The sequence below is a fragment of the Arthrobacter sp. MYb229 genome (genome assembly GCF_002975405.1).
Lineage (GTDB): Bacteria > Actinomycetota > Actinomycetes > Actinomycetales > Micrococcaceae > Glutamicibacter.
Map to the genome: position 1 here is coordinate 65846 of NZ_PCPS01000008.1, position 25722 is coordinate 91567.

The 25722-nt window shown below is 60.2% G+C and carries 22 protein-coding genes and 3 tRNA genes; 16 read left to right on the forward strand and 9 right to left on the reverse strand.

Annotation, left to right across the window (positions count from 1 at the left end; translation table 11 throughout):
- Positions 1–778: 778 nt before the first annotated feature.
- Together CQ019_RS16595 and CQ019_RS16600 are read right to left on the reverse strand one after the other, a co-directional pair.
- On the reverse strand, positions 779–1171 hold the full coding sequence (locus CQ019_RS16595; protein WP_105570176.1) for a DUF6036 family nucleotidyltransferase: 393 nt from the start codon (positions 1169–1171) through the stop codon (positions 779–781).
- Positions 1168–1755: a helix-turn-helix domain-containing protein gene (locus CQ019_RS16600; RefSeq protein WP_105570177.1), complete on the reverse strand. Its 588-nt coding sequence runs from the start codon at positions 1753–1755 to the stop codon at positions 1168–1170. Before CQ019_RS16600 ends, CQ019_RS16595 begins: the two co-directional genes overlap by 4 nt.
- An 817-nt stretch (positions 1756–2572) precedes the next feature.
- On the opposite strand from CQ019_RS16600, the gene CQ019_RS16605 reads away from it, so the two are divergent.
- The gene (locus CQ019_RS16605) at positions 2573–3079 is read left to right on the forward strand and encodes an OsmC family protein (protein WP_105570178.1); all 507 of its coding nucleotides are present in this window, start codon (positions 2573–2575) and stop codon (positions 3077–3079) included.
- Positions 3080–3145: 66 nt separating this feature from the next.
- On the opposite strand, the gene CQ019_RS16610 is transcribed toward CQ019_RS16605, so the two are convergent.
- From CQ019_RS16610 to CQ019_RS16620, 3 genes are all read right to left on the reverse strand, one after another.
- Positions 3146–4636, reverse strand: coding sequence for a malate:quinone oxidoreductase (locus CQ019_RS16610; RefSeq protein WP_181148573.1), 1491 nt, complete (start codon positions 4634–4636; stop codon positions 3146–3148).
- 59 nt (positions 4637–4695) lie between these two features.
- The gene (locus CQ019_RS16615) at positions 4696–6513 is read right to left on the reverse strand and encodes an ABC transporter substrate-binding protein (RefSeq protein ID WP_105570220.1); all 1818 of its coding nucleotides are present in this window, start codon (positions 6511–6513) and stop codon (positions 4696–4698) included.
- Positions 6514–6710: 197 nt separating this feature from the next.
- Positions 6711–7649, reverse strand: coding sequence for a 2-hydroxyacid dehydrogenase (locus CQ019_RS16620; RefSeq protein ID WP_105570179.1), 939 nt, complete (start codon positions 7647–7649; stop codon positions 6711–6713).
- 173 nt (positions 7650–7822) lie between these two features.
- On the opposite strand from CQ019_RS16620, the gene CQ019_RS16625 reads away from it, so the two are divergent.
- The 6 genes from CQ019_RS16625 to CQ019_RS16650 all read left to right on the forward strand — a co-directional run bounded on the left by CQ019_RS16625 (position 7823) and on the right by CQ019_RS16650 (position 11377).
- A tRNA-Lys gene (locus CQ019_RS16625) sits at positions 7823–7895 on the forward strand.
- A gap of 700 nt (positions 7896–8595) precedes the next feature.
- Complete coding sequence (locus tag CQ019_RS16630) at positions 8596–9381, forward strand: DUF4839 domain-containing protein (RefSeq protein ID WP_096288603.1); 786 nt, start codon at positions 8596–8598, stop codon at positions 9379–9381.
- 434 nt (positions 9382–9815) lie between these two features.
- Positions 9816–9888, forward strand: a tRNA-Lys gene (locus CQ019_RS16635).
- A gap of 66 nt (positions 9889–9954) precedes the next feature.
- Positions 9955–10449, forward strand: coding sequence for a thioredoxin-dependent thiol peroxidase (gene bcp / locus CQ019_RS16640; protein ID WP_105570180.1), 495 nt, complete (start codon positions 9955–9957; stop codon positions 10447–10449).
- 89 nt (positions 10450–10538) lie between these two features.
- Positions 10539–10623, forward strand: a tRNA-Leu gene (locus tag CQ019_RS16645).
- A gap of 184 nt (positions 10624–10807) precedes the next feature.
- Positions 10808–11377, forward strand: a complete 570-nt coding sequence (locus CQ019_RS16650; RefSeq protein WP_105570181.1) for a MarR family winged helix-turn-helix transcriptional regulator — start codon at positions 10808–10810, stop codon at positions 11375–11377.
- Between the two features lie 4 nt (positions 11378–11381).
- Here CQ019_RS16650 and CQ019_RS16655 read toward each other — a convergent pair whose 3' ends face one another.
- The gene (locus tag CQ019_RS16655; protein ID WP_105570182.1) at positions 11382–12851 is read right to left on the reverse strand and encodes an SDR family oxidoreductase; all 1470 of its coding nucleotides are present in this window, start codon (positions 12849–12851) and stop codon (positions 11382–11384) included.
- Positions 12848–13666: a tryptophan-rich sensory protein gene (locus CQ019_RS16660; protein ID WP_105570183.1), complete on the reverse strand. Its 819-nt coding sequence runs from the start codon at positions 13664–13666 to the stop codon at positions 12848–12850. Before CQ019_RS16660 ends, CQ019_RS16655 begins: the two co-directional genes overlap by 4 nt.
- Positions 13667–13784: 118 nt before the next feature.
- Here CQ019_RS16660 and CQ019_RS16665 point away from each other — a divergent pair, with 118 nt between their 5' ends.
- From CQ019_RS16665 to CQ019_RS16705, 9 genes are all read left to right on the forward strand, one after another.
- Entirely contained in the window at positions 13785–14252 is a 468-nt protein-coding gene (locus CQ019_RS16665) for a MarR family winged helix-turn-helix transcriptional regulator (RefSeq protein WP_105570184.1), read from the forward strand.
- Positions 14249–15349 carry a polyprenyl synthetase family protein gene (locus CQ019_RS16670; protein ID WP_105570185.1) on the forward strand — a complete coding sequence of 367 codons (1101 nt, stop codon included), beginning with the start codon at positions 14249–14251 and terminating at the stop codon, positions 15347–15349. The genes CQ019_RS16665 and CQ019_RS16670 overlap by 4 nt, the downstream gene beginning before the upstream one ends.
- A gap of 3 nt (positions 15350–15352) precedes the next feature.
- On the forward strand, positions 15353–16231 hold the full coding sequence (locus CQ019_RS16675; RefSeq protein WP_105570186.1) for a squalene/phytoene synthase family protein: 879 nt from the start codon (positions 15353–15355) through the stop codon (positions 16229–16231).
- Complete coding sequence (gene crtI / locus CQ019_RS16680) at positions 16228–17817, forward strand: phytoene desaturase family protein (protein WP_105570187.1); 1590 nt, start codon at positions 16228–16230, stop codon at positions 17815–17817. The genes CQ019_RS16675 and crtI overlap by 4 nt, the downstream gene beginning before the upstream one ends.
- Complete coding sequence (locus CQ019_RS16685; protein WP_096288619.1) at positions 17814–18164, forward strand: lycopene cyclase domain-containing protein; 351 nt, start codon at positions 17814–17816, stop codon at positions 18162–18164. Before crtI ends, CQ019_RS16685 begins: the two co-directional genes overlap by 4 nt.
- Positions 18154–18489, forward strand: coding sequence for a lycopene cyclase domain-containing protein (locus CQ019_RS16690; RefSeq protein WP_105570188.1), 336 nt, complete (start codon positions 18154–18156; stop codon positions 18487–18489). The genes CQ019_RS16685 and CQ019_RS16690 overlap by 11 nt, the downstream gene beginning before the upstream one ends.
- Positions 18486–19343: a prenyltransferase gene (locus tag CQ019_RS16695; RefSeq protein ID WP_105570189.1), complete on the forward strand. Its 858-nt coding sequence runs from the start codon at positions 18486–18488 to the stop codon at positions 19341–19343. The genes CQ019_RS16690 and CQ019_RS16695 overlap by 4 nt, the downstream gene beginning before the upstream one ends.
- 32 nt (positions 19344–19375) lie before the next feature.
- The gene (idi, locus tag CQ019_RS16700) at positions 19376–19894 is read left to right on the forward strand and encodes an isopentenyl-diphosphate Delta-isomerase (RefSeq protein WP_105570190.1); all 519 of its coding nucleotides are present in this window, start codon (positions 19376–19378) and stop codon (positions 19892–19894) included.
- Positions 19895–20027: 133 nt separating this feature from the next.
- A complete protein-coding gene (locus CQ019_RS16705; protein WP_105570191.1) occupies positions 20028–21188 on the forward strand; it encodes a N(5)-(carboxyethyl)ornithine synthase in 1161 nt (386 codons plus the stop codon).
- A 99-nt stretch (positions 21189–21287) separates the two neighbouring features.
- Here CQ019_RS16705 and CQ019_RS16710 read toward each other — a convergent pair whose 3' ends face one another.
- Both CQ019_RS16710 and CQ019_RS16715 read right to left on the reverse strand, forming a co-directional pair.
- Positions 21288–23936 (reverse strand): LuxR C-terminal-related transcriptional regulator, encoded by a 2649-nt coding sequence (locus CQ019_RS16710; RefSeq protein WP_105554427.1) that lies wholly within the window; start codon positions 23934–23936, stop codon positions 21288–21290.
- Positions 23937–24271: 335 nt separating this feature from the next.
- Positions 24272–25600, reverse strand: coding sequence for a glycosyltransferase family 2 protein (locus tag CQ019_RS16715; RefSeq protein ID WP_105570192.1), 1329 nt, complete (start codon positions 25598–25600; stop codon positions 24272–24274).
- Positions 25601–25722 lie beyond the last annotated feature (122 nt).

The following is a 25722-nucleotide window of genomic DNA, read 5'->3' on the forward strand; positions in this document are numbered from 1 at the left end:
CCGGAGTTGCCTGCAGCAGCGGCGCCGGATGCGGCAGCTAGTTTTTGGGGCGTCTACTGTTCTCCGCGCCATGCCTTGAGGAACCATGTGCCAGCGTCGTATGGAAGGAAAATGCGCTTGTAGAACTCTGGCTCTGCTTGGCGCGTTGTCCACGTTGTCCCGCCGCAGGACAAGGCCTGCACCTCGCACTGAGTCCGCAGGGTCTCGCAGACGTGCGCCGAGCGTGTGATGGTGACTTCGGCCCGAGAACTTTGGCTGCGGCGCCCACCAATCTTAGACGGAAGTGGGTCGGGACGAACCGGGAAATCGAGTTAGAGGCTGTACGTGGATTATTGGCCATCGAGAACGGCTTTTTACTCAGGGGCCGCATCATTTCCGCGAGCGCCACCGATGGCCGTGGCATGGGGTAGCCGAAGTTCACCGCGGAACTCCGTTTCGGCTGGGATCGCACCAAGCGCCCTTGGATGGTCAGCCCGACTAGGAGGAGCTTCGTTGGAGCCGTTTCCTTGGGGCATGAGGTAGGCAGGAACGTTGCGAATATGAATGCTCGTTGGAGGGGTCCTCAAAGTTTCGCAACCTTCGTAGATCCACGAAGGTCGCCGCCGCGGAGGGCCAACGCCTAGTTAGGTTCGTTTTTTCGCTTCTGGTTTAGGGCTTCTTCGGCAACGATAGGAGCATCTTCGCGGCTCGTCCTAGAATATGCGACGTCATCGCCGCCATAGAGCTCTGCGGCTATTTCCGTGGCCGCATCTACGTTTTGAATACCCAGCTTTTCCAGCTAGAAGCTGAGGTCGGGCATGTCCCGATCTCGTGCTGAACTCAGCTTCATGGCAAGCAGCGTTTCAGGCGAAGCGATATATGCCTCGAGCCCGTCGCCAAGGTTGATACTGACCCATTTTGCTCCTGCGGGGATGAAAGCGGTCGCGCTGGAGTTCAGCCACCCGGAGGGAAGATTGCGTTCCTGGGCCATTGCTTCAATGACGCGTTCAACGTCGGCTGGGGGTGTATAGGAGGCATCAATGTCTTGGGTCACCCGACGATCGTTTCCCGTGAAGGCGATGGCCGCCCCGCCGACCAGTCGGATCGTCGGGGTGATTCCCTTGGCACGCAGCCTGCTCCCAAGCTCGCCAAGCAGTTCGCGAATCTCATAGATGGTGAAGTCTTTGCTCACGCCATCTCCAGCGAATTATCTTTGAGGAAAATATTAAAATCAGCCAATGTCTTCGGGGTGCGCTTGATTGTCAGTTCTCTGAATGCGTCGCTCATGCTCCGCGTGTCACTACCTGGAAACCAAGGGTCCTGCAGTTTTACACCCCACCGAGGTTTTTGTGCAGAAACGCCTTCAAGGGCGATTCGCGCGCCCGCTGCAAGCAAAGCATCAAATCGTTCGCTTCCGGTGGGGCCGGGCTTCTTGAGGTGCTCCGGCTTCATCATTTTCAATTGCTTCAATGAATCCATTGCAATTCGTAAAGCGAATTCTCTGTCACCGGAGGACAGCTCGCGGGCAATATCGCGGGCCGCCTCGTCGAGGATCGCCTGAGGCGTCGGAGCAGGGGCGGCCCAGCGGATGTTCAAGGCGTCGGCAACTCTAAGCGAAGCGCCAAGCTCAGCTGTCTCTTTGCCGGATTCAAGCTCATAGATGAATTTTCGGGAAAGCCCGGTTTTGTTTGCAAGCCCCTGCTGGCTCAATCCGCTTTGAATCCTTGCGCCACGGATTGCTCGCCCCAGTTCTTGCGCGGTACTAATCGTTCCCATATTTACATTATGACACCGTTCGCTCACAAAATGCAGATATGCGCGTAGGTAGATTGGAAGCGGGCGTAGGTCGTGATGAGAATTTCATGGAATTTCGCACTCATAGTTTTAAGCTTCGTTGCGTTGCGGTTTGGCGGTTATTCCTGCGCACAGACCAGAACCTTTCCGACGGCAGCGAATTAATCTTCGATAGATGACGTGCAGTGCTAGCCAGAGTCACAGTGGCGGGAACATTCTTTTTGGGGGGCTCTTTCCCTTTCGGTTCTAGCACCCGCCGGTGTTGTCATTTCGTGTGGCGGGCCCTTGGCGAAAGCAGGGTAAAAGGCACTCAGCCTAGGTCTCAGGGGTGCCAGATCATCGGACCTGCACTACTGGACTTTGTAATTGGCTCTGGCAATGAGGTAGGGATTGCGCTCTCACCCTAGTGTTTTGTGGATTTTGACGGTAGGTGCCGCGCGGTGCTTGGGTATAACAGTGAATAAGAAAGCAGTGCGAGCACAGCCGCTGTCCTTGGCCGACTTCTTTCTGGGTTTCTATATCTGGATAGCCTGATTGATCATTTTGGGATCTTCACCGATAGGATCGCGACGCAGAATTTTCCCTCCGGCCTCCATACCTATGGGGATTGCGAGCTGGTAAGGGCCTCCAAGGGCCTCAAAGATTCAAGTACACGGAACGGCGATCCTGACGTAACGAATTACGGCTGCCAGCAAGCAGGTGCTAAAACTGCCAACTGATCGGGTCCCATAGTGGGATTCGAGCGCATACTCGGTGTATGGGAATGCCCCACGGAACTTCGCAGATGGGTAGGACGGCCATGGATCGGGACACTTTACGCAGCGTGCAGCGGCCGTTGAAACAGCTTTACCGCGAGCAGCCGCAAGCCGGAAGCATCGTATTGGAGGCCACCGGAACTCTCGGAGAAGAAGGACTCTCCTGTTCGGTGCAAACCGGTCAGGCGCTGGTGAGCGCCGGCCTGCACCCGTCCACCGGCGGGGATGGGACGCTGGCCTGTTCGGGGGATCTGCTCCTGCAGGCGTTGGTGGCCTGTGCCGGGGTCACCCTGGCTGCGGTCGCGATCAACCGCTCGCTGAGCGTTGCCGGCAGCGTCCACGCGAGCGGTGTGCTGGATGTGCGCGGCACCTTGGGGCTGGACCCCGAAGCCGCGGTGGGATTCAGCTCGATCAAGTTGTCCTTCGAGCTGCACACCGAGGCCAGCGAGCAGGACATAGCGCAGCTGATCGAGGCGACGGAAAAATATTGCGTGGTGCTGCAGACCTTGCGATCCCCGCTGGCCATCGAGGTCACCGCGTTAGCAAAATGACAAAGGCCCGGTTCGCTTCCCTGGCCGTTAGGCGGCAGGAAGCAAACCGGGCCTTGCCTCGGCTGTCTAGATCAGTTCCAGGCTCTTATCCGTAGCAGCCTTGACCTCGGCGTAGAGCGCCGGGTTCTCGTTCAGCTTGGTGCCATAGGAAGGGATCATTTCCTTCAGCTTCGCTTCCCAGCCGGCGAACTGCTTCGGGAAGCAACGCGAAAGCAGGCCAACCATGATCGGGGTCGCGGTCGAGGCGCCAGGGGAGGCGCCGAGCAGACCGGAGATCGAACCGTCCGAGGAGGTGATGACCTCGGTGCCGAACTGCAGGACACCGCCCTTCTTGGCGTCCTTCTTGATGACCTGGACGCGCTGGCCGGCGGTGATCAGCTCCCACTGTGAGCCATCTGCCGCGGGGAAGTACTCGGCCAGGGCCTCGTCCTTCTTGGCACGCGACTTGAGCACCTCCTTGATCAGGTAGGTGGTCAGCGACATGTTGTCCTTGCCCACGGCAAGCATCGGGATGATGTTGTGCGGACGCAGCGACAGCGGCAAGTCCATTTGCCCGGTGGACTTCAGGAAGTTCATCGAGAAGCCGGCGTACGGGCCGAACATCAGCGAACGCTTGCCGTCAACGAAGCGGGTGTCCAGGTGCGGCACGGACATCGGCGGGGCGCCAACCGAAGCCTGGCCGTAGACCTTTGCATGATGCTGGTTGATAACCGCTTCATCGGTGCAGCGCAGGAACTGGCCGGAGACCGGGAAGCCGCCGAAGCCCTTGATCTCATCGATGCCGGACTTCTGCAGCAGCGACAAGGCGCCGCCGCCCGCGCCGACGAAGACGAACTTGGCCTTCACTGTCTTCACGGCGCCGCTGGCGTTGTCCTTGACGGTGATTTCCCAGCCGGCGCCATCGCGCTTGAGGGATTTGACCTTGTGGCCGTAGTTCACCGAGGCGCCCGCGGCGCTCAACGAGTTTGTCAGATCCTTGGTCAGGCGGCCGAAGTCCACGTCGGTGCCCGAGGCCACGCGGGAGGCGGCAACCTTCTGCGAGGCGTCGCGTCCCTTGGCGACCAGCGGAGTCCACTCGTTGATGGTGTCTAGATCGGTGGTGTGCTCCATTTCGCCGAACAATGCGTTCGGCTTCAGCGCGTCATAGCGCGCCTTGAGGTACTTGGAGTGGTCCTCGCCAATGACGAAGGACATATGCGGCAGCGCATTGATGAAATCCGCGTCTGCAACGCGCTTGTTCTCAACTGCCCACGAGTAGAACTGGCGGGATACCTGGAACTGCTCGTTGATGCCGATTGCCTTGGCTGGGTCAACGGTTCCGTCGGCCTTGGCCGGGGCGTAGTTCAGTTCGCACAGTGCCGAGTGACCGGTACCTGCGTTGTTCCATGGTGAGGATGATTCCTCTCCGGCCTTGTCGAGGTTTTCGAAAAGACCAATAGACCAGGTTGGTTCCAGCTGGTTGATCATGGTGCCAAGGGTGGCACTCATGATGCCGGCACCGATTAGTACTACGTCAAAAGATTCGGTTGACGTTTCAGAAGGCACGAGGATCTCCATCGACAGTGATACTTTGCTCTACTACAGACTAGACCTAGTAGACCACCGGTTAAAAATCCTTAACTGGAAAGTGCGGGTGAGTTAGTCATCTGCACGTCCAGATAGCTCTCATTGAGCATGGGCGAAGAAGGATAGTAAGTGACATTCGGGTTGAAGGCCAAGGCGGAAATCGGAAATACCAGTGGGACCAGCGGTAGATCGGTGTTCAGCGTGGCCAAAATGGCAGTCATGGCCGCCGTGCGTTCCTCGCCAGGAGGCAAGGAGCGGGCAGCCAAGGCCTGTGAGTCAAGTAACTTGGAGGTGTATCCGAACTCATGCTCCTTGGCGTCGAGAATTCCGGAGATGAAGTCATCTTCCAGGCGATAGCCACCGGAGAAGCCCAAGAGGTGCATCCCGTTGAATTCCTCCGAACGCACCGTATCCACATATCCGTCGGTCCACGCAATGGGGCGTGGCTTGATCCGGATGCCGACCGCAGCCAGGTCTTCGGCCAATTGGGCGAAGGTGCGCTCGGGCAGCGGAAGGTAGTTTCGCGAGACCCGCAGCGGGTAGGCGAACTCGATGATTTCGCCCTTGTAGTCGATGTCCGCCAGCAGCTGCTTGGCCTTATCGGAGCTGTGGTTCAGCGTGCCCTCCGGATCCGGGACGCCGAAGGCCGGCGGCAGGATGCTCTGCGCGGATTTGGAACCCTGCAGGAAGAGGTTGTCGGCCAACCGTCCACGGTTGACCGCGTGGGTGATGGCCATGCGGAATTCGGGTTTGGCCAGCCATTCGTTGCGGTGATCCAGTCCGAGATACAGCACCGAGAACGGGTCGCGCTGCACGACGACTTTCGCGTTGCGCACCAAGGTACGCATGATATCGACCGAAACCATGTCGAAGCCGTCGATTTCCTCCGCCATCAGCGCGCTTTCGCGGTTGTAGGGGGAGGGGACCGGGGAAACCACCACTACTTCTGGATGGTTCGGGTTGTTGCTGAGCTTTGATTTGTCCCAATAGTCGGCGAAGAGCTCCAGATTCACGGTGCCCTCGTCGTTGGATACGAACTTGTAGGGGCCGGTGCCGGAAGGCGCGGTGAGCAGCGCTTCGCTCGGGTTGCTTTTCGGGCCTCCGGTAAGCGAATCCGGTGCGGCGATCGCCATCCCCGGCAGGGTGAGCGATTCGATGAGCCCGGCACGGCGTCGACGCAGCTTCAAGGTGAGAACGTATGGCTCCGTGGCCTCGACTCCGGCGAAATAGCTTGCGCTGCCGCCGAGGGATTTTCCGGTGAATAGGTCCTGAGCGTAAATGGCCTTGAGCTTCTCCAGCTCGGCCAGGCGCTGGGTCTCGGCCGCCTTCTGCTCCTCGGTGACCGTGGTGCCCTGGTCCAGCTTGAGCTTCAGCTCCGCCTCGGTAGGCAGCTTGGGAATGTCTTTTTCGTGGTGGAAGACGTGCATGAAGCCCTGGCTGGAGCGCAGCTGCAGATCCTTGGGCAGCTTGACCCAGCGGTTGAAGTTCGCCACGACGGCTGCGGCATTGAATTCGCTGCCGTCGTGGAAGCGCACCCCGCGCCGCAGCGCGAAGGTATAGCGCAGCCCGTCTTCGCTCTCGGTCCATGATTCGGCGAGGCCGGCAATGGGGCTGCCGGTATTCGCATCGATGGAGATCAGCGTCTCGTAGATCTGGCGGGTGATGCGGAAGGATTCGTTGTCATTGGCCAATGCGGGATCCAACGACACCGGGGGAGCGGAAGCTGCCAGACGCAGGGTACGCGGAATTGCAGGTTCACTTGCCGACGGGCTGGCGGAGGCTACGCCTTCACCGTTCTTAGAGGTGCAGGAAGCCAACGCCAGTGTTGTCGCAGCGAGCGATCCAGTGAGCAGCAAGCGTCGCGTCACGAGATGTTGTTGCTTCGAAGGCACGGTTGTGGCTCGACTTCCTCTTGATTGCTTTCGGTTCCCAGCCGCGGTGAACCGGCGGCTTTCGCGGCGGTAAACGGTTTGGGTATTTATCAAAGATAGCGCACGCCGCTAGCGGCACCCCCAGTAACTCTCGGGGTGCCGCTAAGTGGAATCAAATTGTTAGCTAAAAAGCATTAACTAGTGATCTGATGCACAGCGTTCTGGCCAAGTTCGCCTTCGGACCAGGCCGGGAGCTGCTTTTTGAGCAGGCGCACCATCCGCGGGAAGAAGGCGCCGGTGTTTCCGCCGTTATGCGGCAAGATCAACGCGTTCGGGCATTGCCACAGCGGGTGGTCCGCCGGCAGCGGCTCTGGTTCGAAAACATCCGAGGCCACCGACAGCCGGCCGGAGGAAACTTCGGCGACCAGCGCATCGGTGTCCACCACTGGACCGCGGGCCACGTTGACCACCAGTGCTCCGTCGGGAAGTTTGGCGAGCAGCTGGGCATCCACCAGATGGTGCGTGGAGTCATTCAGCGGAACAATCAGAATCAGCACCTCGATTTCACCGGCGTGTGCGGAGAGCTGGTCAATGGAGAGCACCTGGCCGTGCGCGTCGGTGCGGGCGCGGGAACCGAAGCGCAGCAGGTTCACCTCGAAGGGATCCAAGCGTTTGCGGATCTCCTCGCCAATGCCGCCGACGCCTACTAGGCCCACCGTGCGATCGGCCAAGCCGGGCCACTGCATGGGGTTCCACGCCCCTTCGCGCTGGTCGCGTACCGCCTGTGGGAAGCCCCGCAGTGATGCGATGGCCAGCCCTAGTGCCATCTCTGCGGTGGCTGCGGCGTGCACCCCGGCGGCCGTGGTGATGCTTGCCCGGTCGCCAACGAGATCAACCAGTCCGTCGTAGCCGGTGGTCTGCGTTTGAACGTGGCTGACGTTTGGCGCCCGATCGATGTTGCGCAGGCTGTGCGGTGAAGCCATATAAGGGAAGATCGCTATGTCGATCTCCTCCAGGTTCGTGGATGGCTCGTTGACCAAGTCCCAAATAACTGGCTTGAGGTTGCGTGGCAGCTCGCCGACAGCGTCGAGGAGTTCTTGAGTGGGAAAGGAAACCGTGCGTTGGCTGTTCATGGGTTCACTGTATAAAGCAGGAGATGCCTATGGAAATAACCCCAAGTCATCTGCTGTAACGAAGGTCACCGGCCGGAGGGCCCCTCTCGTTTTGCACTCTCGCCGAAAGCTGGTAAAGTTTTATCTCGTTGCGAAAGCGCGAAGCATAAAAAGCTTCTAGAACATCGCAGCGGGCGCCTCTAGCTCAATTGGCAGAGCAACTGACTCTTAATCAGTAGGTTTCGGGTTCAAGTCCCGAGGGGCGCACAGTGAGAAAGGTCGGACTTCGGTCCGGCCTTTTTGCGTACCCGGATCAAACTTCGGCACCTAGCCCTGAAATGCGGGCCGTAAACCTGGGGTCGGATTTCTTCTCTCACGGCCGACTTTGATCGTCCCCTCATTTGCCCCAGCCTCAACGCTCGTTAGCCGTTCATCGTTTGGCTCATGGCAGAGAGGAATGAACAGCGGACCACGACTATGGGGGAGCGCCATGCCCGAGCCAGAACGTGAATACCAAATCAATGTCCTGCGGGAATTTCGAGGCACAGAATCCATCACCATTTCAAACTGGACAAAAAGAGGCTGGGAAGTAGCCGAGGTAATGGCACTGGCTGCTGTTAACGATAATTACCTTGCGTCGGCCCAGGCAGAAGCTCCCGAAGCACGCCTAAGTGATACTTGGCGTGTGCGTTGCCGCGCTGTTCCTGAAAGGTGGAATCTTGGCATGGATGGAAGGTCACCGCGAAGTCGAACCCGCTGAACGGGCACCGCATCGGTCAGTAAGAGTAGGTGAAGGAGCTGTCGCCAAAAAGACGGAGAAAGTGGAAGTACGAGCCGAACCCGCGTTTGCTTCTGGTGGCTACGGAATGTTTCTGCGTATTTATCCTCATAAATAACGAATAGTTGAAGCTCACAGTTAGAATCACGGCAGTTGGAGAAGTGCAGAGTTAGTACCTATGGGGGCGAAATGTCTGAATCGGAAATTGATTACCACTCTAAAATCGTGAAAACGATCCGAGGCGCGGAGTCCAGGGCGATTTCGAAGTGGACAAGTGAAGGGTGGGAACTCGTAGAGGAAAAGCGCGGACGACTCCAAACTCAAATTACCTTCCGTCGCCCAAAGCGCAAGTTGTCTAGACGAGCGATGGTAGTTCTTGGCGGAAGTATGGCCGCGTTATTTATTTTTATTGGTGTCATGGCCGTTCTCGAAAGTGGAAATGAACAAGAACCAATTGCGCCAGTTGCTCGTGAATCGGAGCAATCAAATGAAGAACCAATAATCGATGCGACCGCGGAAGTGATAGACGCAGAGCTGCCGTCCGGTGATTCGTTGCTGACCGAAGTTCCAAGTGCAGCACCCGCAGAAGAAATCTTGACCGTGGACAACAGCAAAGACTTAGCTGAGCTTCTGGCTGGGAGCGATTCCGGTCCTGTGGTTGAAAAGTTCGCAGCGAAGTACAAGGACCAGTTGATTGAATTCGATGCCAGCGTTTGGGCTCTCGCGCAACATGGTAACTACAAAACTCGGTATGACATCTTGATCGCTGCCGGGAACTTTGATGAAAACCGGTCGCCTGGCCCAAGCTTCCAATTTCGTGATGTCAATACCACTAACGACCTGCACTACACCAATGAGAGCCCCACAGGCACTATTGGCATCCGAGACAACATCCATGTAGTTGCCAGGGTCGGAAAATATAGCCCGGATAGTCTTCTGTTCCAACTGGAACCAATCGAAACTAGCTTTAGATGAGCCGCCAGCCTTTCTGCGGAACTGTCCTTGCTGGATTCTTCCGCGGCCTCATCTTGCGCGTGTAATCCGATAAATATTCCCCTTCTCGAATCCGTTGCACTTTTGGAACCCATAATTTCTCAGAGTCGAGGAATCAGTTTCTTCAGCATGGGCTATTTGCTTGGTCCGAGCCTGCAGATGACTAAACACTAGATCTCGTGGAATTAATTCATAAGTTCCCGCAGGACGATTCAGAATGTGGTTCAAACCACGCAGGAAATTTTAACGAATTTCCTGCCCTGCGACCCCAGGGGATCCGGTAAGTCCTATCTGACTAGGTGTTTGTAGGGTTCCAAGGGTGCGGGCAGTCGATTTTCCTTTTTGGGTGCCTTCTGCCTATGATTATCTACGTCGCAACGACATGAACCGGAAACGGACTAGTCAGAGCGAAGTAAGCGCCTCTAGCTCAATTGGCAGAGCAACTGACTCTTAATCAGTAGGTTTCGGGTTCAAGTCCCGAGGGGCGCACAATGAGATCCGACCTGAACTATCAGGTCGGATTTTTTGTATATCCACGGAAAAGGGGTTCTACGAATGAGCAATGAAGCCACTACGCCAACTCGCTTGGCTGCGGGGGATCAGGCGCCAGACTTCACGTTGAGCGACGCCGAGGGCAATGAAGTGACCTTGTCCAGCCTCCGCGGCAAGAAAGCCATCGTGTACTTCTACCCGGCGGCCTCCACGCCAGGCTGCACCAAGCAGGCCTGCGATTTCCGCGACTCGATCCAGTCCCTGAAGGCTCTGGGCTACGAAGTTCTCGGAATCTCCCCGGATGGGGTCACCAAGCTGGCAAAGTTCGCCGCCAAGGAAGAGCTCAACTTCCCGCTGCTGGCCGACGAGGACCATGCGGTCGCCGAAGCCTATGGCGCCTGGGGCGAAAAGAAGAACTATGGCCGCACCTACGAGGGGCTGATTCGCTCGACCATTGTGGTCGACGAGCAGGGTCTGGTTTCCCTGGCGCAGTACAACGTTCGTGCCACCGGTCACGTAGCAAAGCTGCGTCGTGACTTGGGGATTGATCCCAAGTAGAAGCATGGTTCGCCGATTTTATATCTGCGAATTATTCCGCTAGACTAGTTGAGGTCGAGTTACCGGACTTCGAGTCAGGTGTAGCGCGAGCGAGTATGGCGGAATTGGTAGACGCGCTGGATTTAGGTTCCAGTGTCTTCGGACGTGAGAGTTCAAGTCTCTCTACTCGCACCAACCACACAAAACCTCCCGAACTAGCAAAGTTCGGGAGGTTTTGTGCATTCTGCAAGGTGGACGCTGGCGCGCGGAGCGGTGCCGTGGCTCGGATCCTGCTCGTTGCCGCGGGCCGGGGGAGTAGGCTTTGGAAGAGCAATCCTGCGATCGGGAATGCTGAAGGTGATTATTCAAGGGGTGGAATGTGGAGCGCGAAAAGCTGCCCACGATGTATAGCTTGGCGCAATCGGATCCGGAGCAAGCGCTCATACCCCGCGCTGGCATCCCGGCGCAGGACCTCGCCCAGATCGAGCGCATCATGGCCGAACTGGGACGGCTGCGTGCGGTGGAGCGGCGCATCATGCATAGCGCGCAAAGCTTCATGAAGCTCAACGAAACGGATATGCGCGCCATTCGCCAGCTCATTTCCGCAAAGCATGCCGGGCAAGCGGTGACCCCAGGATTGCTCGCCCGCCATTTGGGGGTCACCACCGCCTCTGTGACCAAGATGATCGACCGGCTCGTGGCCGGCGGGCATGTGGTGCGCAAGGCGCACCCCACCGATCGGCGCTCCTGGCAGGTGGAAGTCAGCGAAGAAACGCATCTGGCCGCCCGCGAGCAGCTGGGGCGCCACCACGCCAAGCGATTCGACGTGGCCCTGGGATTGAGCGCCGAAGAACGCGATGTGGTGATCCGCTTCCTCGCCGGCACCTCCGATGCCCTGCAGGACAGCCTCTACGGGGTCGAGCCCGAAGCCTCCGAGTCCGGCGAATAACTCCCTAGGCCGGGGTGCTCTCGTTTTCGGCCTGCGTTATGATGCTGCGCAGCATCGAGGAGAAGATCAGGCCGTGGAACGGGTACACGGACCACCAGTAGAGCCGTCCGGCGAGCCCGCGCGGGAAGAAGATGGCCCGTTGGGTCAGCCGCACCTTTCCGGCCTCCTGGTCGCTGAGCCGGAATTCCAGCCAGGCCCGTCCGGGCACGCGCATTTCGGCGCGCAGGCGCAGCAGCTGGCCCGGCTCCAGGGCTTCGACCCGCCACCAGTCCACCACATCTCCCAGCGCCAGCTTTTCGCGTTGCCGCCGTCCGCGGCGCAGGCCTACCCCTCCGGCTAGCTTGTCCAGCAGCCCGCGGGCCTTCCAGAGCAGCGGGAAGGAGAAGTAGCCGGACTCTCCGCCGATGCGGCCAAGCACCGTGAACAGCCCGGCGGCGCTTGCCGCGCTGTCCTGGGTTCGCTCATCGACGTAGACCCGGTGCCCGGCCCACTCGGGGTCCGAAGGCAGCGGATCCGCGGGGGCCGAAACGGGGTGCGCCGTAGCCCAATTGGTGTCCACCGAGTCGGTGCGGATCTTCTCCAAGGCCAGCGCGACCGCGCGTGGATAGTCCGTCAGCCCGCCTTCGGGGCGGTCGATCAGCTCATCGATGGCCCGGTTGCGCACCAGGCAATCGTGCTGCAGCGAATCAACCAGCGCGCCGGCGAGGGTATGCGGCAACGGAGTGACCAGGTTAACCCAATGCGAGGCCAGCCGCGGCGTCAGCAGCGGAAGCGGTATCACCCACGGCTTGCGCAGTTCCGCCTGGACGGCGTAGCTGCGCATCAGCTCGGCGTAGCTGTAGGCAAGCGGGCCGCCAATGTCATAGGTCCCCCAGCTGCCGGCCGGCAGTTCCGCGCAGCGCGCCAGATAATGCAGGGCGTCGCGCACCGCGATGGGCTGGACCTTGTTCAGCACCCAGCGCGGCGCGGGCATCACCGGCAGCACGTCGCTCAAATGCCGGATCATTTCGAAGCTGGCGGAGCCCGAACCGATCACCAGGCCCGCCTGCAAGGTGAGCAAGGGGACCGGGCCGGATCCGAGGATCCGGCCCACCTTGGCCCGGGAGGCCAGATGGTCGCTGAGTTCGCCCTCGGGATGCAGCCCGGAGAGGTAGACCAGCTGTCCCACCGAAGCCTCGGTGGCCGCTTTCAGCATGCTGTGCGCGCACCGTTCCTCGGCGGCCATGAAATTCTTGGTGCTGGACATCGAATGCACCAGGTAATAGACCACGTCCGCTCCGGCGCAGAGCCGTGCGACCGCCGAGCCGTCCTCCAGGGTTCCGGAGACAACCTCTACCTGCTCGCGCCAGGGGACGTCGCGCAGCCGGTCGGCGCTGCGCGTGAGCACGCGCACCCGGTGCCCGCGTTCGAGCAGCAGCGGAACCAGCCGCCCGCCGATGTAGCCGGTCGCGCCGGTGACCGCAATGGTGCTCATAATTGCCTCGATTTCTCTCGGGTGCCCAAGCGCAGTGCGATTCCACCCGCGCTGAGCAGCAGCAGGACCGCAATCGCCAGCGCGCCGTAGCCGACCAGTTCGGATTCATTGGTCCCGGTGAGCCGGCTATGCCCAATCCAGGCGATGCCCCAAGCCATGGCCAGCGCCGTGTAGAGCTTTCCTGCACAGTACCAGCAGACCGCCACCGCGATGAGCGCGGCAACGACCAGCAGGGCCAGCGCCGCCACCCGAGCCCACGCGGCGTCTTCTCCCACGCCCCAGGAGGAGAGCAATGCCGAGACATTGGCAATGCTGGCCACGTTCACCCAGCCCAGGTAGACGCCGAAAGTCAGCCACATGATCCAGTGCTCGGCCCGCGTGCTGCTGGGGAAGCGCACCAGCCGGACCAGGATCCAGAGCAGCACCAGCAGCAGCGCGAATATCACCACGGCGCTCAGCGCCAGCAGGTCGAATTGCACCACCGCGATCCAGGCCGCATTCAGCAGCGCGGAGGCCGCGACCGGCAGGCGCAGCGTCCTCAGGGTTACCGAGCGCCGCCCGGCGGGCAAGGCCTGGTAGACGGCGAACACCGCAAGTCCCAGATAGATGAAGCTCCAGATGGAGAACGCCGGCCCGGACGGGGACAGCAAGGTCGAGTCGGCACCGAGGTAGCCGCCGGCGGCATCTTGGATGGAGGTGCCGCCCAGGGCGCCGCTGCCGATGAAGGCCGCCGTGATCGCCGCGCCCAGGGCTGCGATTTCCAGGAGCACCGTAGGCCAGGAGGCCAGCGATGCGCTGCGTTGTGGTTCTTTCATGATCCGCTCCTCGCGGTTGGTGGGGCAAAAATCTTGAAACTGGAGTCGACAAATGAAGATACTTAAACCATGATGTATCTAGCGAAGCTAATAATCAACCTAGCGAGAGAAGTTCTTCATGGCTACCACTGCGGACCCCAGGTCTTCTAGCGTGCTGCGTCTCATGCGCCAATTCCAGCATGCCTACGCGGCGGCCGAGGACGAATACCGCAGGGAACTGGGCCTGAACGACACGGATCTGCGCGCGTTGAACGCGCTGGGAGTCAACCGGCAGCTCGGTCCCGGACAGCTTGGCGCCAAGCTCGCGGTGTCCACGGCGGGAATCACCTCCGTGCTGGACCGGCTCGAGGCCCATGGCTACATCCGCCGCGAGGACCATCCCCAGGACCGGCGCAAGAAGATGATCTTGCATGGAGAGAACTTTCCAGGCCTCCCGGAGCAAGCCGCGGGAAGCCTGCGCGGAATCTACCGGGCCTTCCGGGAACTGGACGAGCAGCAACAGCACACGGTGCTTGGCTTCCTGCATGAGGCCTGCCAAGCGTTGGAATCCGACACCGAAACCCACCTATGGAGCAAAGGGCCATGACCATCCACGCCACCTCACACACGGCACCATCCAGTAAAGACCCCGGATTGCCCGGCTTTGCCGATGCCCGGACGCTGGCCGAAATCCGCCGGCATCTGGAAACTATCCTGAACCAGGCCAAGGCGCGGGCGAGCGTCTATTCCCCGCACACCGCGCAGCTCTGGGAGCAGATCGCGCGCAGTGTGGAACATGGAAAACTCACCCGCCCGGCGCTGGTGTTCCTCGGCTACCAGGCGTTCGCCGGCCGGGATCCGGGCCGTGCCAAGGATCTGGCCTGCGCCTTCGAGCTGCTGCATACCGCCTTGCTGATGCATGACGATGTGATCGACCGCGACTACATGCGCCGCGGCCAGCCGACCCTGTCGGCGCACTACCGCGATCAGGCGCTGGACGCCGGACGCGGCACGGCGGATGCCGAGCACCTGGGCAACAGCGCCGCGGTCATCGCCGGGGACCTGCTGCTGGCAGAGGCCATCAAGCTGGCCGCCCGCGCCGGGCACGGCCTGGACTGCGAAGGGGCCGTGGAGGACGCCTTCGCGCAGGCCATCGCCCAGGCCGGGGCCGGTGAGCTCGAAGACCTGCTCTACTCGCTGCTCGATGCACCGGCCACCACCGGAGAGGTGTTGCGCATGGAAGAGCTCAAAACCGCCGCCTACTCCTTCCAGCTGCCGCTGCAGGCCGGGGCGCTGCTCGCCGGGGCCAGCGCGCAGCAGGCCGCGCGGCTGGGCGAGGTGGGCTGCCAGCTGGGCATCGCCTACCAGGTGATCGACGACGTGCTGGGGACCTTCGGGGAACCGGAATCCACCGGAAAGCCCAACGATTCGGATCTGCGCGAAGCCAAGAGCACCATTCTGACCTCGCTGGCCAGCGAACAGGAAGGCTTCAGCTCGCTGCTGGCCGCCTACCGGGCCGGGCACAGTGATATGGCCACCGTGCGCCACGCCCTGGAAGAATCCGGAGCCGAGCAGTTCGCCCGGAAACTCGCCAACGAGCTCTGCGCCTCCGCCACCCGTTCGGCCACCTTCCTGCGCCTGCCTGCCGCCGCGCAGCGCATGCTGCACGAATGCACCGCCCTGATCCTCTCCCGGAGCAACTGAGCCATGGAACCCACAGATCTGCAACGCTACGCGGACACCGCCCAGCGCAGCGCCCGCGTGGTGATCGGCTCCTACTCGACCTCGTTCTCGCTGGCCTGCAAAATGCTGGACCGGGCCACGGCCAGGCATATCGCCAACATCTACGCCCTGGTGCGGCTGGCCGACGAGGTGGTCGACGGGGTAGCCCGCGAAGCCGGGCTGGATGCCCGGCAGGTCGCCGCCGCGCTGGACGCGCTCGAAGCGGAAACCGAGCAGGGGCTGGGCAGCGGATACAGCACCAACCTGCTGGTGCACGCATTTTCCGCAACCGCCCGGGCCACCGGCATCGGCACGGAGCTGACCCGCCCGTTCTTCGCCTCCATGCGCGCGGATTTGCTGCGCAGCACCCACGACGCCCAATCCCTGGAGCAGTACATCTACGGGTCGGCCGAGGTGGTGGGGCTGATGTGCCTGCAGGTGTTCCGCGCCATGCCCGGAAGCCAGCGAAGCCGCACCCCGGAGGCCACCGCCGCAGCCCGGAGCCTGGGCGCGGCCTTTCAGAAGGTGAACTTCCTGCGCGATCTGGCCGCAGACAGCCAGCAGCTGGGACGCAGCTATTTCCCGGGCACCCCGGCCCAGGGTTTCTCCGAAGCGCAGAAATCCGCGCTGGTGGCCGAGATCTACGCCGACCTTGCCATCGCCGAGCGCGGCATCTCACTGCTTCCGCCCGGCGCGGCACGCGCGGTGCGCATGGCACACGATCTGTTCGCCGAACTGAACCGGCAGCTCGAACGCACCGCGGCCAGCGAGCTGCTCACCCGGCGGATCTCCGTCTCAACCCCGCGCAAGGCCCTGATCGCGGCCAGGACCATGCTCGGCACTATTTCTTGGAGCAGCAAATGAGCACTTCTTCCTCCCGCGTCGTGGTGATCGGCGCCGGGTTCTCCGGGCTGGCCAGCGCCGGACTGCTGGCCGCCAGCGGGCACCAGGTGACCGTGCTCGAGCAGCACCCCACCCTCGGCGGACGTTCCGGCCGCCTGCACCGGGAGGGTTTCCGCTTTGACACCGGACCCTCGTGGTATCTGATGCCCGAGGTCTTCGAGCATTGGTTCAACTTGATGGGCACGGGCGTGGAAGAGCATCTGGAGCTGCGCGAGCTGCCGGTGGGCTACCGGACCTTCTTCGAAGACGGCGCCGCGCCGGTGGACATGGGTACCGGCGCCGCGGTCCGGGAGCTCTTCGAGGAGCTGGAGCCCGGATCCGCCGCGGCGCTGGATAAATACCTGGCCCAGGCCGGCACCAGCTACGCGCTGGCGCTGAAGCATTTCCTCTATGACGACTTCCGCTCCTTGAGGGGACTGCTCAACCCCGGACTCGCGCGCCATGCGCGGAGCCTGGCCCCGCTGCTGGCCAGCGACCTGCACGGCTACATAGCCAAGCGGTTCGCCAATCCGCAGCTGCGCCAGATCCTCGGATACCCGGCCGTTTTCCTCGGCTCCAGCCCGCGGCGCACCCCGGCCCTGTACCAATTGATGAGCCACCTGGATCTGGTGGACGGAGTGAAATACCCGATGGGCGGATTCGCGGGCCTCGCCGACGCCATGGGCCAGCTGGCCATCTCCCGGGGCGCCACTGTGCACCTGGGCGCCACGGCGACGAAGATCGAAACCGCGAAGCGCCCCGGACCGGCGGTGGAAGCGGTGCGCTGGGTCGATGCCGCGGGCAATCTGCAGCGCACCGAAGCGGACTTCGTCATCGGCGCCGCGGATCTGCACCACCTGGAAGGCGAGCTGCTGGACCCTCAATTGCACAGCCACCCGGCGAAAAGCTGGAAGTCCAAGGACTCGGGGCCCAGCGCGGTGCTGCTCTGCCTGGGCATCTCCGGCCAGCTCCCGGAACTGGAGCACCACAACCTGCTGTTCACCCGCGACTGGGATGATAATTTTGCCCGGATCCACGAAGGACGCGAACTTGACGAGCAGACGAGCATCTACGTCTGCAAACCCAGCGCCACGGACCCGGGCGTGGCCCCGGAAGGACATGAGAACCTGTTCATCCTCGTTCCCGCGCCGGCGCTGCCCGAGTGGGGCCGTGGGGGAGCCGACGGGCAAGGGGATTTCATGGTCGAGCAGGTCGCGGACGCGGCCATCGACCAGCTGGCCGCCTGGGCACGGATCCCGGATCTGCGCGAGCGCGTGGTGGTGCGCCAGAGCATCGGACCGGCGGATTTCCTCACGCAATATGGCGCCTTCCGCGGTTCCGCCCTCGGCCTGGCCCACACCTTGGGGCAAAGCGCGATGCTGCGCCCTGGCAACCAGAGCAGCAAGGTGGCCGGGCTCTACTTCGCCGGCAGTTCGGTGCGCCCGGGGATCGGGGTGCCGATGTGCCTGATCAGCGGGGAGCTGGCCGCCAAAGCGGTGAACGGCATCGGCACGCCGGGCGCCATCGACGAAGCCCAGTGGGCGCAGGTGTGCGGAGTGGGCCAATGACCTATCTGCTGATCTTGCTGGGGCTCATCGTTTGCATGGGGCTGCTCGACGCGCGCTTCAAGCTCTTTGTTTTCGCCAAGCCCTGGGCCGCGCTGGCCAGCCTGGTGCTGGGGACGGTCTTCTTTCTGCTCTGGGACGTGATCGCCATTGCCCAAGGCATCTTCCTGCACCTGGACTCGGCGCTGATGACCGGGATCATGGTGGCCGAGCAGCTGCCGCTCGAAGAGGTGTTCTTCCTGTTCTTCCTGTGCTATTCGACAATGATCGTGGTCAACGGGGTTGCGCTGCTGCGCCGGCCGAAAGCCGCTGCGCGGCCACCCCGGGAAGGAGCAGGAAATGTTTCTTGAATTGGGTTTCTGGTTTACGGCCAGCGCCGCCCTCGCCCTGATCGCGGCCCTGCTGTACCGGCGGATCAGGCCGGCCGCAGCGCTTCCGGTCTTGGGGCTGGGACTGCTGATCATGGTGCTGCTCACCGCGATCTTCGACAACGTGATGATCGCGGCGGGCCTGTTCGACTATGGCGAGCAGACCTTGCTGGGCGTGCGCATCGGACGCGCCCCGCTTGAAGACTTCCTCTACCCATTGTGCGCGATACTGCTGATGCCCGCCCTGTGGTGGCTGCTTGGCGGGAAACCAACGGCAGAGCATCAGAACCAGGGGAGCAGCAAATGATCCGCGCAATCCTCGCCACCTCCCGACCCATCTCCTGGGTGAATACCGCCTACCCCTTTGCTGCGGCCTACCTGATCGCCGGGCAGCGCCTCGATTGGCTGCTGGTTCTGGGAACGCTCTTCTTCCTGTTCCCGTACAACCTGCTGATGTACGGGGTCAACGACGTCTTCGACTACGAGTCGGACCTGCGCAATCCGCGCAAGGGCGGCGTGGAGGGCGCGGTGCTGTCCAGGGATGCGCACCGCACGATCCTCTCCGCCTGCCTGATCAGTTCGCTGCCGTTCATCGCGGTGTTGGCTATTGGCGGGACCGCGCTGTCCAACGCGGTGCTGGCGGCCAGCGTGGCCGCGGTGCTGGCCTACAGCGCACCGCGGCTGCGCTTCAAGGAACGCCCGGGGCTGGACTCGCTGACCAGTGCGGTGCATTTTGTGTCCCCGGCGGTCTACGGCTGGGTGCTGGCAGGCAGCGGCTTGACCCTCACCCAGTGGTGCGTCTTCGGCGCGTTTTTGCTTTGGGGGATGGCAAGCCATGCCCTGGGCGCCATCCAGGACATCATCCCGGACCGGGCCGGGGCGCTGGGCTCGATTGCCACGGTGCTCGGCGCGCGGATCACGCTGTACCTGGTGCTGCTCGCCTATCTGCTGGCCGGGGCAGTGCTGCTGGGCTTGTCCTGGCCTGCGGCCGGCGCGGCATTGCTGGCAGTTCCCTACGTGCTCAACGTGCTGCCGCATCTGGCGGTGAGCGATGCAAGTTCCGGGGCGGTGAATGCTGCGTGGAAGAGATTTCTCTGGATCAATTACCTCTGCGGCTTCCTGCTCACTATGCTGATTATTTACACCACCATGTTCGCGTAGCCCAGTAGGCAGAGAAGGAAGTACAACATTCTATGGACGTCATCTTGCTTTCCGAGGATGGCGAACCGATCGGTTCGTGCCCGAAGGAACTAGTGCACACGGAGAACACCCCGCTGCACCAAGCCTTTTCCTGCTACCTGTTCAACGCGCAAGGACAGCTGCTGGTGACCCGCCGCGCCCTGTCGAAGCTGACCTGGCCCGGGGTTTGGACCAACTCCTTCTGCGGCCACCCGATGCCCGGTGAGGAACTGGTGGATGCGGTGCGCCGGCACGCGGCCCATGAGCTCGGTGCGCAAATTGCCGACCCGCAGGTGGTGCTGGCGGAGTTCGCCTATCGCGCCGTGGACGCCTGCGGAATCGTGGAGAATGAACGCTGCCCGGTATTCATCGCCACCCTGCAAAATGAGCTGGCGCCCAACCCGGAGGAGGTCATGGACTTCCAGTGGGTCGAGGCAGAAAAGCTGGAAGCCGCCGTGCAGGGCACCCCGTGGGCATTCAGCCCGTGGATGGGCTGGCAGTTGGCCGAATTCTCGCCGCGCCCCACTCCCTGAGTCCTCTCGTTTTCTCGATTCCCGGGCAGCGCGTTGATGCCGAGGCAAGCCAGGCGTTTGGTAGGGCACTGTACCGTGGGTTGTATGGGGCGGTCCGTTGTGGCCTGTCCCACACAGAAAGAGAAAACGACGCATGGATTCGACAAAAGACCTTTCACTAGGTGTCATCGCAACTTCGCAGAAGACGGACGAACGGCGCCTGCCGATCCACCCGCTGCACTTTGAGCGGATCGATGAGAACTTCCGAAAGCGGATGATGGTCGAGACCGGCTACGGTCTTCCCTGCGGCATCGACGACGAACAACTCGCCCCGCTGGTCGGCAAAATCGCCACGCGAAGCGAAATCATGCAATCCGCAGACATCCTGCTCTTGCCCAAGCCGCAGCACGCGGATCTCGAAGAAATGCGGGTGGGGCAAACGCTGTGGGGCTGGCCGCACTGCGTCCAGGACGAAAAACTCACGCAGCTGGCGGTGGACAAGAAACTGACGCTCATCGCCTTCGAAGCGATGAACCACTGGGGCAGCGACGGAAGCTTCGGGCTGCACGTCTTCCACAAGAACAACGAGATCGCCGGCTACGCCTCGGTGCTGCACGTCATGCAGCTGTGCGGGGTCACCGGAGACTACGGGCGCCGGCTCTCGGCGGTGGTCATCGGCTTCGGCGCGACCGCTCGCGGGGCGGTCACCGCACTGCGCGCCCATGGCATCAACGAGATCCAGGTGCTCACCTCCCGCGCCGTGGCGGCCGTAGCCTCGCCGATCCACGCGGTGACGATGGTGCAGTTCGAACACGAAAGCGGGCCGCACCTGAGCGAAGTGATCACCGACGAAGGCAAGGTTCCCTTGGCTCCGTTCCTCGCCGAGAGCGATATCGTGGTCAATTGCACCCTGCAGGATCCGAATGCCCCGTTGATGTACCTGAGCACCGAGCAGCTGGATGCCTTTTATCCCGGAAGCATCATCGTCGATGTGTCCTGCGATGAAGGCATGGGCTTCGACTGGGCCAGGCCGACGTCCTTCGCCGAGCCGATGTTCAAGGTGGGGCCGAATATCAATTACTACGCGGTGGATCATTCGCCGTCGTATCTGTGGAATTCGGCCAGCTGGGAAATCAGCCTGGGGCTGCTTCCGTTCCTCGAAGAGGTCATGGGCGGTCCAGAGCTGTGGAAAGAGAACAAGACGCTCGCGCACGCCATCGAGATCCAGGACGGCGTGGTCAAGAACCCGGCCATCCTGGAGTTCCAGAAGCGCCACGCGCAGTATCCGCACGAGCTGGCGCGAAGCCAAGCATAGGCTTGGGGGATCGCTAGCCACTAACGGTAGCTAGCCATCGAATGTGCAATGCCCCTGCGCCAGCCGGATTCATCCGGCGCAGGGGCAAAACACATGCTCCTAGGCGATGCGCAGCGCGAAATGCGCAGAGAGTTGTTGCCGATTGCGCGTCCCGGTCTTTCGAAATAGCCGCGTAAGCCTCGCTTCGACCGCGCTGACTGATATGAACAACTCATCAGCGATGCCCTTGTTTGTTAGGCCTTGGCGAACCATCGAGACCAACTGGTTTTCTTCATGAGTCAGCAACTCCAGCTCGGGTTCGGACGTCGGTGCGTCGTCTACCTTTGACAGTAGTTTTACAACGCTATCGGCCCAACCTAGGGCACCAATATTGCGGTAAATTGTCTTGGCCGCGATGAACTGCTTCACCGCTTGGCTTTGGCGGCCCATGAAGTCCAAGCGCACACCATAGCAGTGGTGGATTCTTGCAAGTTCCAACAAACTGTCGCCAGGCTGCCAGGTTTCCAGCAACGATTGAAAGCGTGAGAGGGCCACTTCGCCGGGCAAGGCAATGGCTTGGGCACGACGCAGGAGCAACTTCGCCTGGCGGCTCTTCACCGACGCCATCAGAGATTGCGTTGCACGAAATTCATTGGCGGCCTGTTCGGGATGATTGGCCGAGGCTAGGGCCTCGATCAGGTTCACGCAGGTTTCCACATACTGGGTATTAACTATCTTCCGGTACGTGAGTTGCGTGTGCTGGAAATGCGTAGCGGCTTCGTCGAATCTGCCGCTCATCAGTGCATGGAGACCCGCCAATTCGGTGACTCTGCTGGCGTAAATCGAGGGGATCTCGTCATGGGCGTAAGGACGAAGCGAATCAAGGATAGGCATCGCCTTGTCCGCGCGGTTCTTCATGAGCCAGTACCAAGCATTAATAATTCGAGGCAACGGACGCATCAACCCTGCGTTAGCCGAAGAATTCCACCGTTCAACGGCTTTCAAACCACGGGGAACATCGTGGGCCTTGATTGCCAATTGTGCGTCGTAGAGCAAGCCCAGAGATTTATATAAAGGTACGCCATGCGCACCACTTAATAGTCGTGCCAAGGTGGCTCGCGCTTGCTCGTGCTGACCGAGCTCCGAGAGCGCCGATGCGACAGTCAAGTAGGTGATTTCATCCACTTCGCCTGGCTTCGCGCGGCTGATCACTTGCGATTCCGACAGGATTGGATCAAAGTTTTGGGTGTATGAGTCGTGCACCATCCGCGCCTGCAAAAATCGTGGTGTCCCGTCTGAATCCGCTTTGGTGAATAGCTCTTTGGCGCGGCGCAGATCCGCACCGGCATCTTCCAATTGGCCGTTCAAACAAAGCGCGAGAGCACTCATGCTCAGCAAGTTTCCGCACAATGCGTGATGTTCGCATTGATGTTCATCAACTGCGCTATAAATCCTTGATGTCGGAATGAAGGTTCCTTTAAGAGCCATCAGTTCCAACTCCAGGGTCATTAGTTTGAGCTTTTCACTGGAAGTCATTTCCAGCGTCAAGGTGTATTGGGTGTAGCGCTGTGCAATTCCAAGTTGACCGCTGCGCAGCAGCTGCAAGATGTAGGCGAGTAGTTCGGGAACAGGGTTCTCTTCCTCGAGCCGGACTAGCGCCCATTCAACGAATTCGATGGCAGCGTGGATTCTGCCTCGTTTGAGTAGCTCAATGGCGGCGATGATGAGTTCTCCGGACGGGGCCATCGAATCGTCAAGGTGGCTTTCGTGAAAGAGCTTCAGTGCCGGCGTCTCAGATATCTCGGCGACATGCTTATGCAGTTGGATCCGGTTCGGACAATCGGCGCTCCAGAACAAACGGCTGCGCATCAAAAGATCCGGAAGGCTTAGCATATCCTCGTGCAGTGAGACGATCCCGGCAGTGACTAGTTCGCGGAGGTCGAAGCTGGTTACCTCCGGCAGCTTCAAGGCGCTGGCATATGAGATCAGAGGACCAATAGCAATATAACGCAACGCGTTGATCTGCGCAGGAGTAAACTGCGCATGCAAGTCACTCATAGTCGCGCTGGATTCTTGCCTTGGACGATAGGGAATCGCCAGTGGCCAGTGGTTCTCCAATTGCGCATCTGTTAGCGACTTGACATGTTCGACAATGGTTCCAGGATTACCGTGAGCGAATTGTGCTAGCACTTCGGCCACGGAATCCTGAAGGTCGACGATGCAGTGGTCTTTGGCGACCTGCTTCAGGGTTGTAGGATCCATTCTGTCCAAGCTGTACCTCCGAAAGGCTTCGAAGGGCTCGGGAACGCGATCCGTGCTGATTGTCGTAATAAAGCTGACGCGATTTCCCTGCATGCGACTGGCGAGAAAACCGATAATTCGCTGACTGGCAGCATCCATTAAGTCTAAATCGTCAATGAGAAAAACCATTTCGGGTTCTACCTTCTCAACGAGCTCTTGGTGCAGGGCCATAGCAATTTGGTAGCAGTCCACCTGGGCATCTACTGCGTTGGGAAATAGCTCGGTGACTTTTGGCGATAGTTTGAGCGGGACGGCGCAAAGAAACGACAAAAGTCCAGACAACGGCCATGAGGTTTCATGCTTACTCGATCGAATTAACCGGTGCGGTTGACCGTTGAGTTGTTGCCCAATCTGCTCTAAAGTCCAGGACTTTCCCAATCCCGGCCCTCCGGAAATGATCGCCGCACGATCGCGATATCCGTGAGTAAACTTTCGAAGCTTGGCCAGAAGCTGTTGGCGATTACGCATGGCAACCCCTCGCAGATTGAGAAGTTGTCGAAAAAATGGTGCTCAGAGGCAGAAATAGCATGGATAGTACTCCCCAAAGTACAGTTGTTGCGCCATCAACTTTGCGAGTTGTAGCGGTAGTGAATGCACTACTCCCCAGTAGGCAATTCACAAACGACTTGATTTTATAGCTATTTCAAGAATATGACCTAAAAACAATTTGCGCAAAAACTATAGCTCACTTGTCCGTAATATTTTCCTTCCTTCTCGCTTTAATTTATTAGAAATTATCCTCGGGTTTGCATGCACATGGTTGAAACGTTAAGTCGATCCGATTGCTGCGAGCAGGCCCCGGGCTAGCGGGCATCATCATAAAATGTTTCCCCCTGATCGGATATGGCAGGGGGCAAGAAACGCCGGGTCGGGCTGTTCCAGATGCCAGTGGATCCCGAACGCAAGGATCGAATCAAGGTAGCAATGCACAGGTATGAATCCACCACGCGCAGAAACGGGAAGAGCGGCGCCATCCAAAGGTAAGACATGCGACGGGTCATTACCACCGCAAAGAGCGTCAGCAATAATTCAGGAATGAGAAGCCCCAGAAGGAGTGCATAAGGGGGCAATACTCCAGATAGCGTGGTGATCACACCGTTCGGGTCTGCCCAGAAGTTCAAAGCTACTTCAGCAGCGGCGCTGACCAGCAAAGCGGGAAGTAGTAGCAAGAAGAACAGCGAGCAGCTCACCAACTCAACAATGTACAGCGCCTGAACTGCCCAGAATTTGCCGATGTGTAGCCCATGGCGTCGAACAGTCTGCCAATAGCCCAGCGTCCAGCGTCGCACCTGATTGATGTAATCGCCGAGATTATCTGGATCTTGGGTGTAAGCCACGGCGGCACCAGGATGGAAAGCCACGCGTCCCAACTTCTTGGCGTGGACTTCGAAGGTCATGTTGAAATCTTCAATGGTTAGCCCTTCTGCCGCAATATCGATTTCAGGGAGTATTCGAGCCCGATACATGCTCGCAAATCCAGGAACAATGTTGACCACGTTGGCTTTCTTAGCCGCCTGGCCATACTTCACGAGCACCTGCACGAATTGGTAGAGACGTTCACGGTAAGCCACCAGCACCTTGCCCATGAGGGTTGCCGGTGCCGGGTCAAAGATCGTTCGGGCCCGCCCTGCGACTGCCACGACCTGCGGGTCTGCGAATTGCGGAAGACCGGTTGAAAAGTAATCGGGGGAAAGCTGGGTATCTGCGTCCAGCAGCATCACAACTTCGAATCCGGAGTCCAGCTGGAAATGCTCTACCGCAGCTGCCAACGCGCCAGCCTTGCCACGGTTTGGATTCAGGCTGATTACTTGTGCTCCAAAGGACCGGACTATGCCGGCGGTCTTATCCGTTGAGCCATCAGAAGCGACGAAGATTTGGGTGGCCGGCAGCAGGGCGAGTACCGATTGCAGAGTTTTGGCGATGACCAGTTCCTCATTGTGTGCGGCAATGAGCACCGCTACCTGTGAATAGTCAGGATAATCCCGCCCCGCTATCAGATTTTTACGTCCTCTGGCAGGTTCTTTCGGATACGGCGATACCTCGGTCACTAGACGAAGCAATCCGGCTGTTGACCACAATATGGTGGTCAGCCCCACGACCGTGACTGCCAAGGCGATGATGATTATTAACATGTTTCCCCCAAGGAACAAATGAACTTTCCATCACTCGACGCTAACCACTTACTTCTCGGTCAGCCAATGATTCTCAGTGGGGTTAACCCCACAGTTAAACAACCCCATGGGGTTAACCCCAA

Excerpts from the sequence above, each read along its gene's own strand:
- CQ019_RS16600 (WP_105570177.1), bottom strand. The coding sequence starts at position 1,755 with ATGGGAACGATTAGTACCGCGCAAGAACTGGGGCGAGCAATCCGTGGC.
- CQ019_RS16605 (WP_105570178.1), top strand. The coding sequence starts at position 2,573 with ATGGATCGGGACACTTTACGCAGCGTGCAGCGGCCGTTGAAACAGCTT.
- CQ019_RS16610 (WP_181148573.1), bottom strand. The coding sequence starts at position 4,636 with ATGGAGATCCTCGTGCCTTCTGAAACGTCAACCGAATCTTTTGACGTA.
- CQ019_RS16620 (WP_105570179.1), bottom strand. The coding sequence starts at position 7,649 with ATGAACAGCCAACGCACGGTTTCCTTTCCCACTCAAGAACTCCTCGAC.
- CQ019_RS16630 (WP_096288603.1), top strand. The coding sequence starts at position 8,596 with ATGTCTGAATCGGAAATTGATTACCACTCTAAAATCGTGAAAACGATC.
- bcp (WP_105570180.1), top strand. The coding sequence starts at position 9,955 with ATGAGCAATGAAGCCACTACGCCAACTCGCTTGGCTGCGGGGGATCAG.
- CQ019_RS16655 (WP_105570182.1), bottom strand. The coding sequence starts at position 12,851 with ATGAGCACCATTGCGGTCACCGGCGCGACCGGCTACATCGGCGGGCGG.
- CQ019_RS16660 (WP_105570183.1), bottom strand. The coding sequence starts at position 13,666 with ATGAAAGAACCACAACGCAGCGCATCGCTGGCCTCCTGGCCTACGGTG.
- CQ019_RS16665 (WP_105570184.1), top strand. The coding sequence starts at position 13,785 with ATGGCTACCACTGCGGACCCCAGGTCTTCTAGCGTGCTGCGTCTCATG.
- CQ019_RS16670 (WP_105570185.1), top strand. The coding sequence starts at position 14,249 with ATGACCATCCACGCCACCTCACACACGGCACCATCCAGTAAAGACCCC.
- CQ019_RS16675 (WP_105570186.1), top strand. The coding sequence starts at position 15,353 with ATGGAACCCACAGATCTGCAACGCTACGCGGACACCGCCCAGCGCAGC.
- crtI (WP_105570187.1), top strand. The coding sequence starts at position 16,228 with ATGAGCACTTCTTCCTCCCGCGTCGTGGTGATCGGCGCCGGGTTCTCC.
- CQ019_RS16685 (WP_096288619.1), top strand. The coding sequence starts at position 17,814 with ATGACCTATCTGCTGATCTTGCTGGGGCTCATCGTTTGCATGGGGCTG.
- CQ019_RS16690 (WP_105570188.1), top strand. The coding sequence starts at position 18,154 with ATGTTTCTTGAATTGGGTTTCTGGTTTACGGCCAGCGCCGCCCTCGCC.
- CQ019_RS16695 (WP_105570189.1), top strand. The coding sequence starts at position 18,486 with ATGATCCGCGCAATCCTCGCCACCTCCCGACCCATCTCCTGGGTGAAT.
- idi (WP_105570190.1), top strand. The coding sequence starts at position 19,376 with ATGGACGTCATCTTGCTTTCCGAGGATGGCGAACCGATCGGTTCGTGC.
- CQ019_RS16705 (WP_105570191.1), top strand. The coding sequence starts at position 20,028 with ATGGATTCGACAAAAGACCTTTCACTAGGTGTCATCGCAACTTCGCAG.
- CQ019_RS16710 (WP_105554427.1), bottom strand. The coding sequence starts at position 23,936 with ATGCGTAATCGCCAACAGCTTCTGGCCAAGCTTCGAAAGTTTACTCAC.
- CQ019_RS16715 (WP_105570192.1), bottom strand. The coding sequence starts at position 25,600 with ATGTTAATAATCATCATCGCCTTGGCAGTCACGGTCGTGGGGCTGACC.